Below are 16301 nucleotides of genomic sequence, written 5' to 3'. Positions count from 1 at the left end.
CAAACACAGGGGCGACCATGTAGTCTGCTAGTGCCCACTCGGCCCGATCGAAGACCGTGAGCGCTTGCTTTCCACGCGGGCTGGCGGCCGCCGGATCACCCGGCCGATGATCTCGAGCAGCGACCGGGCGATGCCGGCGAAGCGGTCGGCGCGATACGCGACGATGCCCCAGCGTTCGCGGCGGTGGCTCATCCACGCCTGCTTGTACGGATCGTCGCCGATCAGGTAGTCCACTTCGGTCACGCGGTCCACGTCGATGACCCGCTCCATCAGGTGGGCCGTCAGCAGCGTGCCCGGCGCATGGCAGGAATGCGCCTCATCGTAGGCCATCTTGTAGATGCTCGCCTTGTCGCCGCTGACGATCCAGAGCTGGGAGGCAACCGCCTCGCCGGCGAGGCGCGCGATGCCGAGGCGCAACTTGCCGCTGGCGGCGAGCCAACGCATCAAGCCGGGAACGAAGGCGGCGTAGGGCTCGTTCTTCTTCCAGCGCTGACGGTACAGGGCATTGAACTCGGCAATCGCCGGCTCGAGCCCGGCCGTGCCGGTGATGATCTCGAAGCTGCCGCCGGCGGCGAGAAAGCGCCGCCGCTTGCGTCTCAGGGTGTGGCGCAGGATGCCGTCGCGCTGTTCCAGATACGCAGACCAGGAACGGTCGACCTCGAGGTACCAGTTGCCGAAGCAGAAGTAGCGGAACGGGATCCAGCCGGTGCTGCGCAGGGCGACGACCATCGCCTCGTACACCGGCGAATCGACCGCCATGGGATGAAAGTTCATGACGCGCGCGCGCGCGCAGTCGGCACGCGCCGCCTGCAGCAGCCGGCCGAGGTCGGTCGGGTCGGCGCCCGGGCTGGCGAGTGGCGCGTACAGGGCGGTGTAGAAGTTCGCCAGCGCTTCGATCTCCGCCGCGCGGCGTCCGCTTCGCCGGCTGGCGTGCACGGGCAGGATGGCCGTCGGCGAGCCGTACAGCTCGGCGCCGTAGTAACGGACGGAATCGTCGTCGCCGAAGACCGCCGCCTGCAGGTTGGCGAACCAATCCGGCGACAGCTCCACTTCGCGGCCGGCGGCTGCCTCGAAAAGCGATCGCATCGCCGGCGGCATCGCCGCCGGGCTGTGGTAGGCGGCGACGCTGGTCGCATCGAAGGCCAGCGAATCCTCCGCCGTCTCGCCCCCGGCGAAGCGGCAGCGCAGCGCGCGGGCGATGCCGTGGAAGTTGGCGACGGTCGTGTTGCGGTAGAGCTGGTGGTGGCAGACATGGCGCAGATGCGTCGCCCACTCTGCCTGGTCGCGCGTCGCATTGGTATAGAACTCGACGGCGCCGGCGGGCATGTCGGCAAAGGCGAGCTGCAGGGCCTCGTAGAGCAGCTGCCGCCCGGGTGCCATGGCGGCGAGCGACTCGTCATAGGTGGTCTTCAGCATGATCCACATGCACCCATGACAGACGGCCAGGCGCGAGGCGGCGAGCCGGTCGTCGAACCAGAGTTCGACGACCCGTGCCTGTCCCGAGGCAGCGAAGTCGCACAGCAGCTGCTCATAGAAGAGTCCCTGCGGGTTGTCGCTGCCGATCGCCGTACCGCCCACCGCCTTCCAGCCGGCGCTTTCGACGGCGGCGTAGCGACTGACCGCGGCGCCGATCTCCTGCGGCTCAGCGATGACCCGGACGCTGGCCGCATGATCGTCGCTCCGACGCTGGTAGCGGCGCAGGTTGCTGCGCAGCTTGCCCGGGCGCGCCTGCCAATAGGCCGGGAAATCGCCGCCGGTTGCGACCGCCATCGTCAGCTGGTGGCGGACCACGGTGCGCGGCAGGAGGAGCGGGCTCCAGTCCGGCTCGAAAGCGGGGTCGATGGCGAGCAGATCGATCGTCCACGCGTAGCCGGGCAGCGCCGGCATCAACGTTTCGAGGCAGCTTGCGTCCGCGATGAGCAGCGCGCCTGCCGGCGCCTGCGCCGGCAGGAAGAGCGCCCAGCGGCCGAAGCCGCGGGCGCAGAGGATCAGCGCGCCATCGACCGCCTCGCCGCTGCGGTGGATGCACAGCGATTCGCTGCCAGTGCCGAAGTGGGCGAGCAAGGCGCCGACGAAACGGCTGTCGAACGCCGGGTGGCCGCCATACAGCTGCTCATTCAGGTGGTCCCAGTCCGTGGTGAAAGACGGAAAGGCATCGCCGGCGGGACAGATCTCCCAGCTCATGCAGGCATCCACGGAAATTCCGCCGCTGCCACCAGGCGCACGACCTCGCTCATCCATGCTCGCTGCGCGGACGACTGCGAGTGCGCGCCGTAGCGGCAGGGAAGCCGCCGTTGGTGCTCATTCGCAGCTGCCCCAGAGCCGCTCGCGAAGCCGCGCCCCGGCCCGCCCGGAATGCCGCGATGACCTTGACTCCGGACGCTCAACGTTTGCCCGCCGGTTGCGCCGCCGCACCCAGGGCATCCCAGACCTGCTCGAGCGTGGCCCGCATCGCGGCAGTGTGCTCCCTCGGATAGGCCGCATAGACGGCGATCACGAGTCGACGATCGAAATCGACATACAGGCTGTTGCCGTAGGGACCGATGATGGCGATTCGGTTCTGTGCGCCACCCAGATGGACAAAGCCGTAGCGCAGTTCGCTGCCGTTTCGCAGGCCTGCCAGTGCCGCAGTCTTCGCTGTTCGCAGCCCGGCCGATGCGGTCAGCGTTTCGATGAACCACGACGGAATCCGGCTGCGCCGGCTGTTGCTCCGAGCCTCGATCAGCAGTTGGCCGAGACGGGCAAAATCGCGCAGCGAGAGCGCCAACCCGGTCGACAGCTCGCTTCCCCGAGCGTCGGTCAGCCAGAGGGCGCCATGCTCTGGCCGCAGCTTGCGCAGGATTTCCTGGCAAAAAACCTGCGCCAGCGGCATGCGGTAGCTCTCGGCGATCGCCCACAGCAGGAGCTCACCTTCGGGTCCGGCCTCACCGGACGTGGCGGCGCTGGTAAAGTCCCTGTCCCAGCGGCCTGGCACGCTGAGCCACGAGCGAACGCCGCCGGCGCCCGCTCCGGAGCGCCAGCCAGCGGCGGCCAGCCAGTCGCCGAGCTCCTCTGGCGACCATTCGAAGCGCCCCTCGCCTTCCAGCAAGCGCCGCACCGACAACTTGCGCAGACCGCTCTGCCCACTCAGGGCGGGAATGTACCGACTGATCGCGCGATCCGGGGCCAGCTTGCCTTGGGCGACGGCGATGGCACCGAGAAGCGAGAGCAGCGGCCGCGTACCACCGAGCAGCAGGCGCTGGTCCCGCGCCGCCAGTCCGTTCCAGTAGCGCTCACTCGCCACTCTTCCGTCGCGCAGCACCACCACCCCGTCGGCATAGAGTCTCGTCGCCAGCAGGAACGCGACATCACGCTGCTGCTGATCGAGCGGATCGCGTGCCCTGATCCGGTCGAGTTCGAGCAGGCGCGACGCCGGGCGGAGGACGGCGCCGGCGGTCGTCGCATCGATCCGCAGCAAGGGCATGAAATGGCCCGGCGACTGCAGGCCAATGCGGAGATTTTCCGCTGCCAGCCAGTTGTCCTGATCGATCCATGGGCCAAGACTGCGTGTGTCGCGCGCCACCGACTCGATGACGCAGGTCTCTGCCGCCAGCAATGGCCACGCCCCGGACAGCATCGACACCAGCAGTACCGTCAGCCAGCACTTCATCGCGACCCCTCGGCACGCGGTGTGTGCTCCGGTCTGCCAAAGCGCATCGCTGCTTCGCGAACGACCTCGTTCAGGTTGCCGTGGCAAGCCTGACGCCGGCGCAACCAGTTGGCGTCCGATACCTCCACCGACAGGGAGGCGTCGAGCAGTGCCAGCCACGCGGAACAACCCAGTTCGCCCGCATCCTCCTCCAGGACGGCAAGCAACTGGCGGCCAATCTGGCGCAACGGGAGCTGTCGCCGACCAACCGGATCCGAGATCAGGGCGTCGAGACCATAGCGGCAAGCCTGGAACTTGTTGTAGCGGGCGACATGAAGGTGCCGCTGGGTGTCGAGCGCGGGACGGGTGCGCAGCAGATGGCGCACCAGGGATTGTGCCAGCGCTGCCAGTGCCGCCGCTCGCTCGACGGTCAATGGCGTATCGCAGACGCGGATTTCCACCGTGCCGAACTCCGGCTTGGGACGAACGTCCCAGTAGAGGTCCTTGATGCTGCGAGCGATGCCACAGGACTGCAGCAGCGAGAAGTGTTCCAGGAACTCGCCCCAGTCGCGCAACGCCGGGCATTGACCACTCAACGGAAAGGCCGATACGGCGTTGAGGCGGGCGGACTGGAACAGCGTGTCTTCGCCATCGACAAAGGGCGATGACGCCGACAGGGCGATGAACAGCGGCAAATAGGGTGCCAGCGCCTGGGTCAACCAGATCGCATCGTCGCCTGACGCGCAGCCGACATGGATGTGCTGGCCGAAGACCGTGAATTGCTTGGCGAGGTAGCCATATCGTTGGTAGATCTCGGCGAAGCGGTCACCCGGGCAGATGCGGCGCTCCGACCAGCGATGGAAAGGATGCGTGCCGCCGCCGCAGACGGCGATGTGGTTGCGCGCGCACTGCCTGACGAGTGTCTGCCGCAAACCCACCAGATCGCCGGCGATGCCGTCGACGAATGTCCGCGGCAGCGTGCTGACCTCGATCATGCTTTCGGTGATCTCGAGCTTGATGTCGCCGAAGCAGCCGTCGTAGTCCATGCTGCCGAGCAGATCGGTCGCGCCGCGGGTCAGATCGAAATCACGCACGGAGAGCAGCTGCAACTCGAGTTCGACCCCCAGGCTCAGTGGCTGGCTCTGCTTGAATGCCGCGATGGCCTGGCTCATGCCACTCCTCTCCCGCCACCCGCGGTCGCCGCGGTCTCACCGGCGCGCACGAGGGCGAAGCGGCAGAGCGCCGGGCCGCCCAGTTCCATGATGGCCGCCGCGAACAGCGGCAGCGAAAGCGACGAACGGCCGATTTCCGGATAGAGTCCGGCGATCTCATAAGCCATGAAGACGGCGGTTGCCGACAACGGCTGAATGCCGATTCCCACCAGGACGCGCCTTTCGCTGCTCAGTCCGCCGCCAGACCAGACCAGGGCAGCCACCTTGGCCGCCGCCCGGACGAGCAACAGGCCGAGCGCCTGCAGCCCGATCAGCCAGGTGAAGTCCTGCCACGGCAGCGAGGCGCCGACGACGACGAAGAGGATGATGGCGAGCAACCAGTGTCCTTCCGGCAGTTCGGCATAGCTCAGCGTTCGCTCGCGGTCGCTGAACGACAGAATCGCCCCCATCAGGAAAAGCGTCAGAAAGACCGGCACCGCGAGCGTACGCGCGGTGCCGACGGCGAGCAGCGCCGTCGCGACGAGAACGAAGATCTGCGCCAGCGAACGCTTCGGCAAACGGGACGCGGCAAGCAGCGCGAGCAGCACCATCAGCCGGGCGATGATCAAGGCACCGGCCACAACCCACAATGGATGGACCACGCAACTCAGCCAGGCATGATCATTCGTTCGGTGACCTGCCCCTGCGCGCCGGATTCCTCGACGATCAGCAGGACGACTGCCGGCGCTGCGGCCATGGTGACGGCCGCGGCTGCGGCCGCCCAGGCCGGTATCAGACCCACCACGCCCCAGGCGAAGAGGAAGATGGCGGCAAAGGACAGGCTGATCTCGGCCAGCGCTGCCCGCAGCAGTTCGCGCTGCTGAGCGAGCCAGCGCAGATCGAGGCGGCGCCCGATCTCGAGCATCAGCAGTCCGAGTGCGGCATCGGCAATCGGTCGCGCCTGCGCCAGTGCCTCGATGCTGATCCAGCCGAGCACGGAAGGCCCGAACAGCGTCCCTGCCAGGACGTAGCCGACGACCTTCGGCCAGCCCAGTCGCGCGCGCAACCACTCGCCGATCAGCAGACCGACGATCAGCAGCATGCTGAACAGCGCCAGCGAATCGAGTTCATCGGGAAAAGGTGGCAGGAAGTGCAGGCGCTCCTGCAGATCCTCCCAGGCAGACCGTGCCGGTGACAGGACATCGTCGAGCATCACTCCGCCCCGCTCACCAGAGCCGGCCGCGGGCAGCCGCGAGAAACTCGTCGAGTATCGGCGTGCAGTCCAGCAACTCCTCGCTACCCGGTGGATGGAACTCCGGGTGCCACTGCAGGCCGAGAACGTACGGCCGGCCTTGCAGGCGGATGGCCTCGATCACGCCGTCGCCGCTGCTGCGTGCTTCGACCCGCAGTTCCCGGCCCAAGGCCCGGATCGCCTGATGATGGATCGACACCACCCGCCCGCCGCCCTCGCCCGGATAGAGCTTCGCCAGGCCGGAGCCGGCGATCCACTCGACGGCATGGCTGTGCCGGTCGTAATCGCCGTGCACATGCTCGCCCGCCGTTTCGATCTGCGTCGCGATGTCCTGATGCAGTGTCCCGCCCAGCGCGACGTTGATCAGTTGCGCGCCGCGACAGATGCCCAGTACCGCCTTTCCCGCCTCCATGAATTCGTGCAGAAGCTCCATTTCGTAAGCGTCACGGACCCGGTCGCCAGCCCAGTCGGGGTGCAGGGGCTCCTCGCCGTAGCTCTGCGGGCTGACATCCGCCCCCCCTTGCAGAATCAGGCCGTCGAGATAGTCCGGGTAGTCCGAGAGACGGATGCTGCTGCGATGAACGATGGCGTCGCCACTCACTGCCGGGATCATGAAGACCATCACGTTGCGCGACATCACCCAGTGCGCGACGGACTGCTCGAGGTACTGCAGTGATTTGGACTGCAGACCGGTCGCACCGACCACCGGATGGTAGATGCGTGCCGAGAGACCGATGCGCAGCGGCCGTCTGCTCATCGGTCGCCGCCGCAGGAACGCCCGTTGGCGGCCGCCTGCTCGATCGCCGGCTCGCGCGATTGCAGACCGGTCGCCTCGCCAAACCCCTTGATCGCCGTCTGGGTCGCCAGGGGGCCAAACAACTGCATGAGGAGAATCGTCGCCAGCAAGGCGCCCGCCAGTCGCGGCTCAAGGCCGGCATAGAGCGTGTGCACGTTGGCCAGGAGCACCAGGGCCACGCTCGACATCGGCTGCAACCCGAGCGACAGATGGGCGGCGGATCGAGTGTCCAGGCGCAGGCGACGGCGGTTCCACCACACGCCAGTGAACTGTCCGGCGGCGCGGGCGATCACCAGGACGACCGCTTCCAGCCAGTGGCCCGCGAGCACGCCGACATCGAGGACGGCGCCGGCAAGAACGAAGGCGACGACGAGAAAAATCCGGGCATCACTGGCGATGCGGATGGCGACGACCTGATTGCTCCGGTCGAGAGCGCGCGCCAGGTAGCCGAAGAGCAGCATCGGCAGCAGCACCGAGATATCGAGGTAGATGGCGTTTCCGACACCGACGACGATGGTGCCGAGAATCAGCAGGTGCTGATGTTCCGGACGCCGCCCCAGCAGCCGGGCACCGAGCAGCACCAGCACGGCACACGCACCACCGAGGACCACGGCGACAGCAAGTTCGCGGCCGACCGCCCAGGCGCCGGCAAGACCGAGGACTGGCTCGTCCGCACCGAGGAGCGGCAGCGAACACACGGCGGCGACGAAGGCGACGCAGCCATTGATCGCCACGATCGTGAACAGGAGGCCGGTCCGCTCCCCCCTGGCGCCGACGTCGCTGCAGGTCGCGATGGTGATCGCCGGCGATGTGGCGAGACAGAGGGCTGCGGCAAAAAACGCCGAAGGAACGGAGAAGTCGAGCAGCAGGATGGCGCAGGCGATCGCTGAGCCCGTGATCAGCGAAATCTGCAGAGCCGCGCACAGTCGGTTCCTGGCTTCGCTGGCTGCGACGGGCGGCACCTGGTAACCCAGCTCAAAGAGGATCAGGCCCAGCGCCAGATCGATGAAGAGCTGATTGGCCTCGACGTCGTACGGCGCGATCCATCCCAGCGCGCTCTGTCCGACCAACAGTCCAAACACCACGTAGCCTGTCGTCCGTGGCACGGAGAAGGCCCGACGCGCGAGTTCGCCTGCTCCCAGACCGCCAAGCAGCGCCATGCCGAAGATCTGGATCGAATTGAACATCGAGTCGTGACTCCCCGCAAGCGCTCTCAGGTTGTCGGCACAAGCCGGGCAGTCACCCGGCACGACTTCCGCTCCACGAGAGCCTGCATGCAAATACCCCTCGACAAAACATTGATCAGCAATATAATCGCCTTCCTCGACGAAAGCAACAGGTGACGCCCGATGACGCTTCCCTTGCCGCCCGACGTGCCGCAGACCCATCTGGCGGTGCTGCAACAGTTCCGCCTGATCTACGGCACGATGCGGCAGTATTTCCGCGTGGTGGAGGAGCGCTGCGGGCTTCCCGGTTCGCAGATGTGGATCCTGCAGGAGGTGCAGCGCCGGCCAGGAATTGGCGTCAGCGAACTGGCGGCGCGCCTGGCCATACACCAGTCCACCTGCAGTCAACTCGTCGACCGGCTGGCCGTGCGCGGATGCCTCGTCAAGGCGCGCCGGCCGGAGGACCACCGCCGGCTTGGACTGCACCTCGCGCCGGACGGCGAGAAGGCGATCGCGGCACTGCCGGGATCGGCAGAAGGCGCCCTGCCCGAAGCGCTCACCGCGATGCCGGAAGTCGCACTGAAAACATTGGAAATCAATCTATCCGAACTGATACGGCATCTCCCGGGAAGAGACGACGCCTTCGCCAGCGTGCCGCTCGCCGAAATCGTAGGGAACGTGCCATGAGCAGCGGACCGATCTGTCGGTGGCGTGCGCATGCTACCCTGCTGCTCCTCTGCGTCGCCCTCGCCGGATGTCCCACGCTGCCTCCTTCCGAAGCGCTCCCGGCAGCAGCAGCCGGATCCGCTCCCGCCACCAACGCGCCAGTGGCGCAGCCGCCGGCCCGAAACGCCGACGCCGTCGAAGCCGACGAAGCCAATCACATTTACTTCGCGCGACGCAGCACGCAGGTCGATCCCGCCGGACAGGAAAGGCTGCGCCTGCATGCGGCGCGGTTGAAGGAGCATCCGAAGGAGGTGGTCTACCTGGCGGCCTACGCGGAGAACCTCGGCAGCGCCTCATACGAACTGGCCATCGCGAACCAGCGCATCGAAGCCGTGGCCAGGCTCCTGCGCAGCTACGGCGTCGCCACGAGGCAGATGCATCCTCTGCGTCGCTACGGGGTTGCCCGCGGTAGACCGGCGCCCACGTGCGCGACGGCCGATTGCCGCGAAAAAAGGGGCCGTGTGGTGTTGAGCTTTGGCATGCGCTGACAAAGATCGACCCTTGCCCTGGCCGCATGGCCGGGAGAAACGCGGTTCGCGAACCGCCATTGCCACGCACCGGGCAACGCTGAGACGAGTCCTCAGAAGCGACGGCGTGGCTGCGGACGGGCTGGCGCCTGCAGAGCCTTCGGCGCGGCGTTGTGCCGTCCGCAACCTTCTTGCTCAATACGCGCCGCAGCGATCCCAGTAGCCGTTTTCCTGGTACGCGTCGGACCAGTACCAGCACAGTCCCGGCGCGGGCGGCGGCGGCGTACTGCCACGCACGGCGGCAGCGATCACCGCGCCCAGCACGACGCCGGCGACGAGGTCTCCGCGGCGATCACGATCGCGATCCCATCGTCCATAACGAACCTCACGGCGAACCTCGCGCCGCATCTCGCGCCGCTCACGGGCGATCTCGCGCATGCCCTCGCGGTACTCGCGCCGCGCCTCTGCCCGAGAACCCGAGCGGAGGATCTCGCGGCGCATCTCGCGCCGCTCGCGGGCGATCTCGCGCATACCCTCGCGAAACTCACGCCGGGCTCCCCAGTTGCCGGCGGCCGCCGGCAGCGAGGTCGCCACCACCGCCAGCACGAGCGTCGCGTGCATCGCCGTGCGCGCCAGCCGAATCAAGCTCGTCGTCATCGCACCCCCCTTACTGGCCACGGCTGCCGGACTTCATCGCGGCGCGGAAGTCCTCGATATAGGCCGCGCACTTCGCCTTGTCGATCGTCATGCTGGTGCCGGCGCCGAAGGCCGCGGCGTAGAAGAAGGCGCGGTCGGAGCCGAAGAGCCGCACCAGGCCCGAATAGGCCTTGAGCACCTCGCGGTCGTGCGCGTTGCGGTCGGCCTCGGGCAGGCACTGATACGCCGCGCCGGAGACGAAACCGAAGTTGCGGATCGACTCCTCGAACTTCAGGTCTTCGTCGTCTTCGGCAGTGGATTTCGGCTGCGCGGCAGCGAGAACGGGAATCAGGGCCGCGACGGCCAGGGCAAACAGACGCAAGCGCATGGAATGGCCTTTCAGGTTTGGCAGTGGGCCAGACGACAGAGTCGCGCCGTCGGCTCCGGTGGTTGAACGAAAATCCGGGCGCAGCGGCGCATCGGCAACGCTGCCACCTCCCGCGATCGGAGAACGCCGCAGGCCCGTTATTGTTCCACAAGTCCGGCCCACGCGTTGCTGACGGCCGTGCGCCAGCGCCGCGATATGGCGCAGCGGCGCGACGCGGCAATGGCGCGGCGACGGGTTGCGATCGGCGCGTTGGGAGTGGCGCTGATCGCGGTCGTATTCGGGCTGGCGGGGCACCGTGTGCGAATGTCAGCACCGCGGGCTTCGTCAGGGGCGTGGTGCGCGGTACTTTCCGACCGCCAGTTCAGGTTGCCGAGCCGGAAGGGGGTTCGACCGGAGCGGTGACTCGGGCCGCACCGCAGCAGCCTTTGCCAGCGCCGATCGTTGCGCGCAGATCGCGTACCTGCGCCATTCCGGCGGCGTTCCCGATCTTGGCGAAGGAGTGCTCGGCGAGTGCCCGCGCCTGCAAGGCCTGCTCGCGCTCGCCGGCGATCGACAGAACCTGCGTGCCACTGGTCGCGAGCCAACGCATCGATCCGGGCAGATTGTCGATCGCGGCGGTCTCGAAGATCCGGCAGCGCAGCGTCCCGCGGCCAGACGAGCGGCGGCCGAACGGCTCTTCGACGGGGTCCGGCCGCCGCTCGTCAGCAGGCGAATTGCCGGCGACCTGGAGCGCGATCCGCGCGACCCGGAGCAGCGCCAAGTCGGGCGGCGGCCGATCGAGCGCCGGGTCGACGGCAACAGTCGGTGCCGTCCGGGCGGCGAGACGATGCTCCCGCGCGTGCCGACCGAGCAGTCGGGGCCGTCAGGCCTGCCCGCCCTGCATCGCCTCGATCTGCTGCCGCAGATCGGCCGCCCGCTGCCGCCCGGCCTCGTCCGCGAGCACCCCACAGGCTTCATCCACGCGCGCCAGCACCTGCAGCGCGGGCGTGAACGCCTGCCCCCTTGCCAGGAACTGTGCATAGAGCGGCCCGACGGCCGAGATCCCGTCGGGGATGCGCATCTGCACCGCCATGTCGTAGGCCTGGCGCAGGCTCTCGAAAATGGCCAGGAAACCTTCTTCGCTCTGCTGCTCGTCCTGCGCCAGACGCAATGAAGCGATCTTGAAGTGTGTCACCGCCTTCTCGCGCACATCGCCGAGCCGTTCATAGACCGGCAGCTGTTCTTCCAGCCGGATGCGCAGCGCCTCGTCGAGCTGCCCGCGCGCCTGCAGGATGTCGGCAACCTTGCCCTGCGTCACCGCCTTCGAGCGCACATCGCCGAGCCGCTCATAGACCGGCAGCTGTTCTTCCAGCCGGATGCGCAGCGCCTCGTCGAGCTGCCCGCGCGCCTGCAGGATGTCGGCAACCTTGCCCTGCGTCACCGCCTTCGCGCGCACATCGCCGAGCCGTTCATAGACCGGCAGCTCTTCTTCCAGCCGGATGCGCAGCGCCTCGTCGAGCTGCCCGCGCGCCTGCAGGATGTCGGCAACCTGGCCCTGCGTCACCGCCTTCGAGCGCACATCGCCGAGCCGTTCATAGACCGGCAGCTCTTCTTCCAGCCGGATGCGCAGCGCCTCTTCGAGCTGCCCGCGCGCCTGCAGGATGTCGGCAACCTTGCCCTGCGTCACCGCCTTCGAGCGCACATCGCCGAGCCGCTCATAGACCGGCAGCTCTTCTTCCAGCCGGATGCGCAGCGCCTCTTCGAGCTGCCCGCGCGCCTGCAGGATGTCGGCAACCTTGCCCTGCGTCACCGCCTTCGAGCGCACATCGCCGAGCCGCTCATAGACCGGCAGCTGTTCTTCCAGCCGGATGCGCAGCGCCTCGTCGAGCTGCCCGCGCGCCTGCAGGATGTCGGCAACCTTGCCCTGCGTCACCGCCTTCGAGCGCACATCGCCGAGCCGTTCATAGACCGGCAGCTCTTCTTCCAGCCGGATGCGCAGCGCCTCTTCGAGCTGCCCGCGCGCCTGCAGGATGTCGGCAACCTTGCCCTGCGTCACCGCCTTCGAGCGCACATCGCCGAGCCGCTCATAGACCGGCAGCTGTTCTTCCAGCCGGATGCGCAGCGCCTCGTCGAGCTGCCCGCGCGCCTGCAGGATGTCGGCAACCTTGCCCTGCGTCACCGCCTTCGAGCGCACATCGCCGAGCCGTTCATAGACCGGCAGCTGTTCTTCCAGCCGGATGCGCAGCGCCTCTTCGAGCTGCCCGCGCGCCTGCAGGATGTCGGCTACGCGACCCGCCGCCCAGGCTTCGCCGTGTCGATCGTCGATGCGGCGGAAGATCGCGCGTGCCGCTTCGGCGTGCGCCATCGCCGCCTCCGGGTGGCCCAGTTCCTGCTCGATCTCGCTCGCCTCGAGCATCAGTTCGGCGTCGGGCCCGGCGGGCTCGGCGGGCCCGGCAACGCTTTGCAGGTGCGCGGCGATCTCGGCGAGGCGCCGTTCGCGCTCGCGACGTTCCGCGCTGCCGATGAAGATCGGCTGCTGGTGCACCGCCGTCCGCTGTGGCGGCAGGTGCGAGAAGTCGAGCACAGCCTCCCGCCAGGCCCAGAGGTCGGGCGCTTCGCGCGCAAGGGTGGCGATCGTTCCCGGCTCGAGCCAGACGATGAGCGGGCGGCGCACCGCCGCCGCGAGCGACTCACGGCGGTAGTTCAGCCCCTGCAGCGCCGGCGGTCCGGCACGCCGCAGCCAGTCTTCGACGCCGACGACATGGATCGGCTGCTGCTCCGCCGCCAGTCCGCGCAGCGCGTCAAGCAACGCCGACGGGTCGCTGGCGTCGTGCAGGTCGACGGTCGTCGCCGCCGGGTGGCGGACGGCGATCTCGTCGATGATGCGCTGCCGGTAGGCCATCGACAGGCAGAGCGCGAACACCAGCTGGAAACCGTCGCCGTGCTCGAGCAGCCGCTGCAGGCGCAGGAGGTCGCCGCTGTGGCGGCCGTCGATCGGTCCGACGGCCGCCGGGCTGTCGACGGTCACACCCGGCGCAGCAGGGGGCGACTCAGCCGGCAGGCGGTCCATCGCCGCCGGCGACTGCTGCCACCGCGCTGCGGTAGCCGTCGAGTGTCCGTACCGCCGGGTGCGTCTGCCACCAGTAGCTGTTGTACTCGAGCAGCACCAGATCGTAGAGCAGACGCCGCGTCTCTTTGGTGGCGGGCGTGTAGTCGGCTGCCGCCTGGTCGATCGCGGCGAGCAGTCCGAAGTCCTCGGGCTGCACCAGCCGCCGGTACTCGTTGCTCAGGCGGCGGGCTGCCGTCTCGGCGACCTGTTGCGTGATCGGGCCTTCGTCGATCTCCTGGAAGCAGAGGTTGAGCAGCCGCAGCAGGTCGCGCGGGTGCCCGCCGGAATGGTCGATGAGCCGGTCGAGCGTCGATTCGCGATCGAAGTGCTCGGGCGGCAGTCGCCGGTGGACGAACTCGCGCAGACGCTGCCAGGCGATCCCGTTCGGCGTCGGACTGCCCTTGTCGGCCAGCTTGACCATCGGCAGGCGGACGATGGCGTCGAAGTTCTGAGTGACCTGCCCCTGCTCGTTGAGGACGCTGATCGGCGCGCAGTAGATGCTGTTGGCGCGCAGTTGCCGCAACTGGTGGATGTCGCGGATGAAGAAGGCGTCAGCTTCGTCGCCGCGCAGGCGGTCGGTGCCGTCGACGACGAAGATCAGTGCGCGCGCCCTGCCCTGCCTGCCGAGTTCGTCTTCGACGAAGGAAAGGAACTGGTTGAAGCGCCGCGCGAGGTCGGAGAACGAGTTGCGCACCTGTTCGCGAATCTCCGTCTTCCACGTGCTGTTGCTGCGAATGGCGGTGGTGAGGCGGGCGAACAGCGAGCCGACGAGCGGCAGCCCGGTCTTCGCCTCGGCGCCGGTCTCGAGCGCGCCATCGACGCTGCTGCTGCGGCTGATCTGGTGGCTGACCTGCCGTGACCACTCCTGCAGCGGTGTCAGATACACCTGCGGCACCTCGATGCCGGCCGCCGCAACACGCTCGGCGAGCGCTTCGGCAAGCGCCAGCGCGACGTCGGCGTAGCTCAGGTTGTTGATGTCGAGCTCCTGCAGGGCGTCGATCGAGACGACGAAGAAGCGCTCGCTGCCCTGCAGTTCGGCGGCGATGGCGCGCAGCTCGGTGCTCTTGCCGCAGCCGCGGTGGCCGCCGAAAACGATGCACTTGCCCACCGGACGGTTGCGCAACGCGCGACTGGCGACGTCGACTCCCAGCTCGCGCAGCAGCCGCCCGCTGTTGTAGTCGCCGCGCGCGTCGTTGAGCGCGACATGACGCTCGTCGCCGGGATCGAGCGGCTCGTCGTAGGCGAAGTTGCGGCGGTAATCCCAGATGCTCATCGCTCTTCCTCGGCGGCGCCGGCGGACGGCACGGTGATGCGCGGCCGCCGCCAGCGGCCGCCTAGCGCGTTCCCAGACGGCCGGCGTTGTCCTCGACCTGGCGCAGCACCGGCCGCATGCCCTGTTCGACGACTTCGGCGGCGCGGCCCCAGAGCTGGTACCAGCACAGCGCGCTGGCGAGCAGTGCTTCGCCGAAGGCCGCCTGGCGGGCGCTGAAGTCTTCGCCGCTGCGGCTGCCGGCGAGGGCGGCGACGCTGCCGGCGAGCGCAACCGCCTTCTCGCCGGCTTCGGCGACGAAGTCCTGCGCCTCGCTCTGCATCGCCGACGCCATCGCCACGGCCGCTTCGAGCGGCACCGCAACCTTCTCGCGCGTCATGACGCCCATCTCCTGCCAGTCGTGCCGCTGCCGCAGCGTCGCGCCGCGCAGCAGTTGCTGGCTGCGCTCGCCGACGACTTCCATCGAGCCGACCAGCAGCCGGCTGCTCTGACGGCCGACGCGGATCCACTGCAGGACCGGCGCCAGCAACTGATCTCGAACTTCTTCCCGATTCATTGCTGTTTTCTCCTTGGTTGGTGGTGCTGCATGGTCGACACCCGCGGCCCGCTTTGGCGCCGGTGGTGGTGGCCTACAGGTAACGCGCGGCGTCGGCGAGGTTCATCCTCGGCGCCAGCGCCATCTGACCGCGTTCGACGCGGCCGACGACGACGGCGCGGCAGGTGGGCGTCGAGCCGCTGAGCATCGCCAGACGGACATCAAGGTCGATGACCGGTTCGCCGTTCTCGCGTTCGACGATGATGTTCATCGGGTTCAACCGCAGGTGCCGCCGTTCGACGCGCAGGTAGCGTTGCGGATTCTCCAGCACTTCGATCAGGCTGTCGAGTTCCATTTCCAGCGCCGACTCGTTGCCACCCATCGCCGCCAGCTGCCTTTCGTTCTCGAGCAGTTCGGCCTCGAGCTGCGCCTGTTCGCTGCGGGCAGCCGGTGCCGAACTGCCGAAGAGCGAGCCGAGTCCCGGTCCCTGCTGCCGCAGCAGGCGCAGGCGGGCGCGCAGCAGCGAGCGGTTGGATTCGAGTTCCTGTCGCTCGACACGCTCCTCGCCGATCTCGGCCAGCGCCTGCGCCAGGAGGTACTCGAAAGCCTGCGCGCCGACGACGCGGCGCAGGCGCGCCTCGTCGCGACCGCAGAGGTGGGCGCGGTGATCGGAAAAGCTGACGCTGGTCTGCGCGACGTCGCGCTGCACCATGTCGCCGTGCAGCGCCATGCCGAAGACGCGCTGCTCGTTGAAGCTCATGCCGAGGACGACGTACGCCTGCTCGAGGTCGATGTACTTGTCGAACAGCGTGCGCAGGTTGTCCGATCGTGCGAGGACGGCGGCGATGTCGGCCGGCGCGACGAAATAGGCGCGCAGGTCCTGCTCGGCAGACCAGCCGTCGGCCGACAGCGGCCGCGCTGCCGGCATCTCGGCGAGCAGCGCGCGCAGGAACTCGATCGCCTTCTCCGCCGCCGGCGCCAGCCGCTTGTGGCAACCGGGAAGGACGACGAGTCGCGGATTGGTGACGGTGATCGCCTTGTCGACGGCGCCGCGGATCAGTTCCTCGGAGACCCGATCGGCATCGAACTGCGCCGGCCGGTTCTTGAACCAGTCGAGAATTCCCATCTTCGGCACTCCTCCGTCAGCAGGCTGTGGCGGGGCATCTTAACAGCGCCCCGACCCTCGGCCAAGCCTGTG

At 68.2% G+C, this 16301-nt stretch carries 16 protein-coding genes; 2 read left to right on the top strand and 14 right to left on the bottom strand.

The genetic code is table 11. The features are described from left to right. Nucleotides 1–27: 27 nt before the first annotated feature. From V5B60_RS13805 to V5B60_RS13775, 7 genes are all read right to left on the bottom strand, one after another. Entirely contained in the window at nt 28–2184 is a 2157-nt protein-coding gene (locus tag V5B60_RS13805) for a GNAT family N-acetyltransferase (protein WP_332347607.1), read from the bottom strand. Nucleotides 2185–2383: 199 nt separating this feature from the next. Beyond that, nucleotides 2384–3649, bottom strand: a complete 1266-nt coding sequence (locus V5B60_RS13800; RefSeq protein ID WP_332347606.1) for a serine hydrolase — start codon at nt 3647–3649, stop codon at nt 2384–2386. Beyond that, a complete protein-coding gene (locus V5B60_RS13795) occupies nt 3646–4800 on the bottom strand; it encodes a YbdK family carboxylate-amine ligase (RefSeq protein WP_332347605.1) in 1155 nt (384 codons plus the stop codon). The genes V5B60_RS13800 and V5B60_RS13795 overlap by 4 nt, the downstream gene beginning before the upstream one ends. Next, a complete protein-coding gene (locus V5B60_RS13790; RefSeq protein ID WP_332347604.1) occupies nt 4797–5408 on the bottom strand; it encodes a cation:proton antiporter domain-containing protein in 612 nt (203 codons plus the stop codon). Before V5B60_RS13790 ends, V5B60_RS13795 begins: the two co-directional genes overlap by 4 nt. 38 nt (nt 5409–5446) lie before the next feature. Continuing rightward, entirely contained in the window at nt 5447–5992 is a 546-nt protein-coding gene (locus V5B60_RS13785; RefSeq protein WP_332347603.1) for a cation:proton antiporter domain-containing protein, read from the bottom strand. Between the two features lie 13 nt (nt 5993–6005). Beyond that, nucleotides 6006–6788: a gamma-glutamyl-gamma-aminobutyrate hydrolase family protein gene (locus V5B60_RS13780; RefSeq protein ID WP_332347602.1), complete on the bottom strand. Its 783-nt coding sequence runs from the start codon at nt 6786–6788 to the stop codon at nt 6006–6008. After that, nucleotides 6785–8014 (bottom strand): cation:proton antiporter, encoded by a 1230-nt coding sequence (locus V5B60_RS13775; protein WP_332347601.1) that lies wholly within the window; start codon nt 8012–8014, stop codon nt 6785–6787. The genes V5B60_RS13780 and V5B60_RS13775 overlap by 4 nt, the downstream gene beginning before the upstream one ends. A 174-nt stretch (nt 8015–8188) precedes the next feature. Between V5B60_RS13775 and V5B60_RS13770 the strand changes: the two genes are divergently transcribed. Both V5B60_RS13770 and V5B60_RS13765 read left to right on the top strand, forming a co-directional pair. Continuing rightward, nucleotides 8189–8680, top strand: coding sequence for a MarR family winged helix-turn-helix transcriptional regulator (locus tag V5B60_RS13770; protein WP_332347600.1), 492 nt, complete (start codon nt 8189–8191; stop codon nt 8678–8680). A 140-nt stretch (nt 8681–8820) separates the two neighbouring features. Next, complete coding sequence (locus tag V5B60_RS13765) at nt 8821–9207, top strand: OmpA family protein (RefSeq protein ID WP_332347599.1); 387 nt, start codon at nt 8821–8823, stop codon at nt 9205–9207. 174 nt (nt 9208–9381) lie between these two features. Here V5B60_RS13765 and V5B60_RS13760 read toward each other — a convergent pair whose 3' ends face one another. The 7 genes from V5B60_RS13760 to V5B60_RS13730 form a co-directional block, all read right to left on the bottom strand. Continuing rightward, nucleotides 9382–9843: a hypothetical protein gene (locus tag V5B60_RS13760; RefSeq protein ID WP_332347598.1), complete on the bottom strand. Its 462-nt coding sequence runs from the start codon at nt 9841–9843 to the stop codon at nt 9382–9384. 10 nt (nt 9844–9853) lie between these two features. Continuing rightward, the gene (locus V5B60_RS13755; RefSeq protein WP_332347597.1) at nt 9854–10504 is read right to left on the bottom strand and encodes a hypothetical protein; all 651 of its coding nucleotides are present in this window, start codon (nt 10502–10504) and stop codon (nt 9854–9856) included. Nucleotides 10505–10571: 67 nt separating this feature from the next. Further along, nucleotides 10572–10970, bottom strand: a complete 399-nt coding sequence (locus V5B60_RS13750; RefSeq protein ID WP_332347596.1) for a hypothetical protein — start codon at nt 10968–10970, stop codon at nt 10572–10574. Nucleotides 10971–11072: 102 nt separating this feature from the next. After that, nucleotides 11073–13259 carry a hypothetical protein gene (locus tag V5B60_RS13745; protein ID WP_332347595.1) on the bottom strand — a complete coding sequence of 729 codons (2187 nt, stop codon included), beginning with the start codon at nt 13257–13259 and terminating at the stop codon, nt 11073–11075. Further along, complete coding sequence (locus V5B60_RS13740) at nt 13240–14571, bottom strand: hypothetical protein (protein ID WP_332347594.1); 1332 nt, start codon at nt 14569–14571, stop codon at nt 13240–13242. Before V5B60_RS13740 ends, V5B60_RS13745 begins: the two co-directional genes overlap by 20 nt. A gap of 61 nt (nt 14572–14632) precedes the next feature. After that, nucleotides 14633–15124, bottom strand: coding sequence for a hypothetical protein (locus V5B60_RS13735; RefSeq protein WP_332347593.1), 492 nt, complete (start codon nt 15122–15124; stop codon nt 14633–14635). Nucleotides 15125–15197: 73 nt separating this feature from the next. Further along, complete coding sequence (locus tag V5B60_RS13730; protein ID WP_332347592.1) at nt 15198–16229, bottom strand: hypothetical protein; 1032 nt, start codon at nt 16227–16229, stop codon at nt 15198–15200. Between the last annotated feature and the right edge of the window lie 72 nt (nt 16230–16301).

Origin of the sequence: Accumulibacter sp. (genome assembly GCF_036625195.1) — a bacterium.
In the GTDB taxonomy this organism is placed as follows: Bacteria; Pseudomonadota; Gammaproteobacteria; order Burkholderiales; family Rhodocyclaceae; genus Accumulibacter.
Note: the sequence above shows the minus strand (reverse complement) of the source record. Positions and strands in the feature narration are given on the sequence as shown.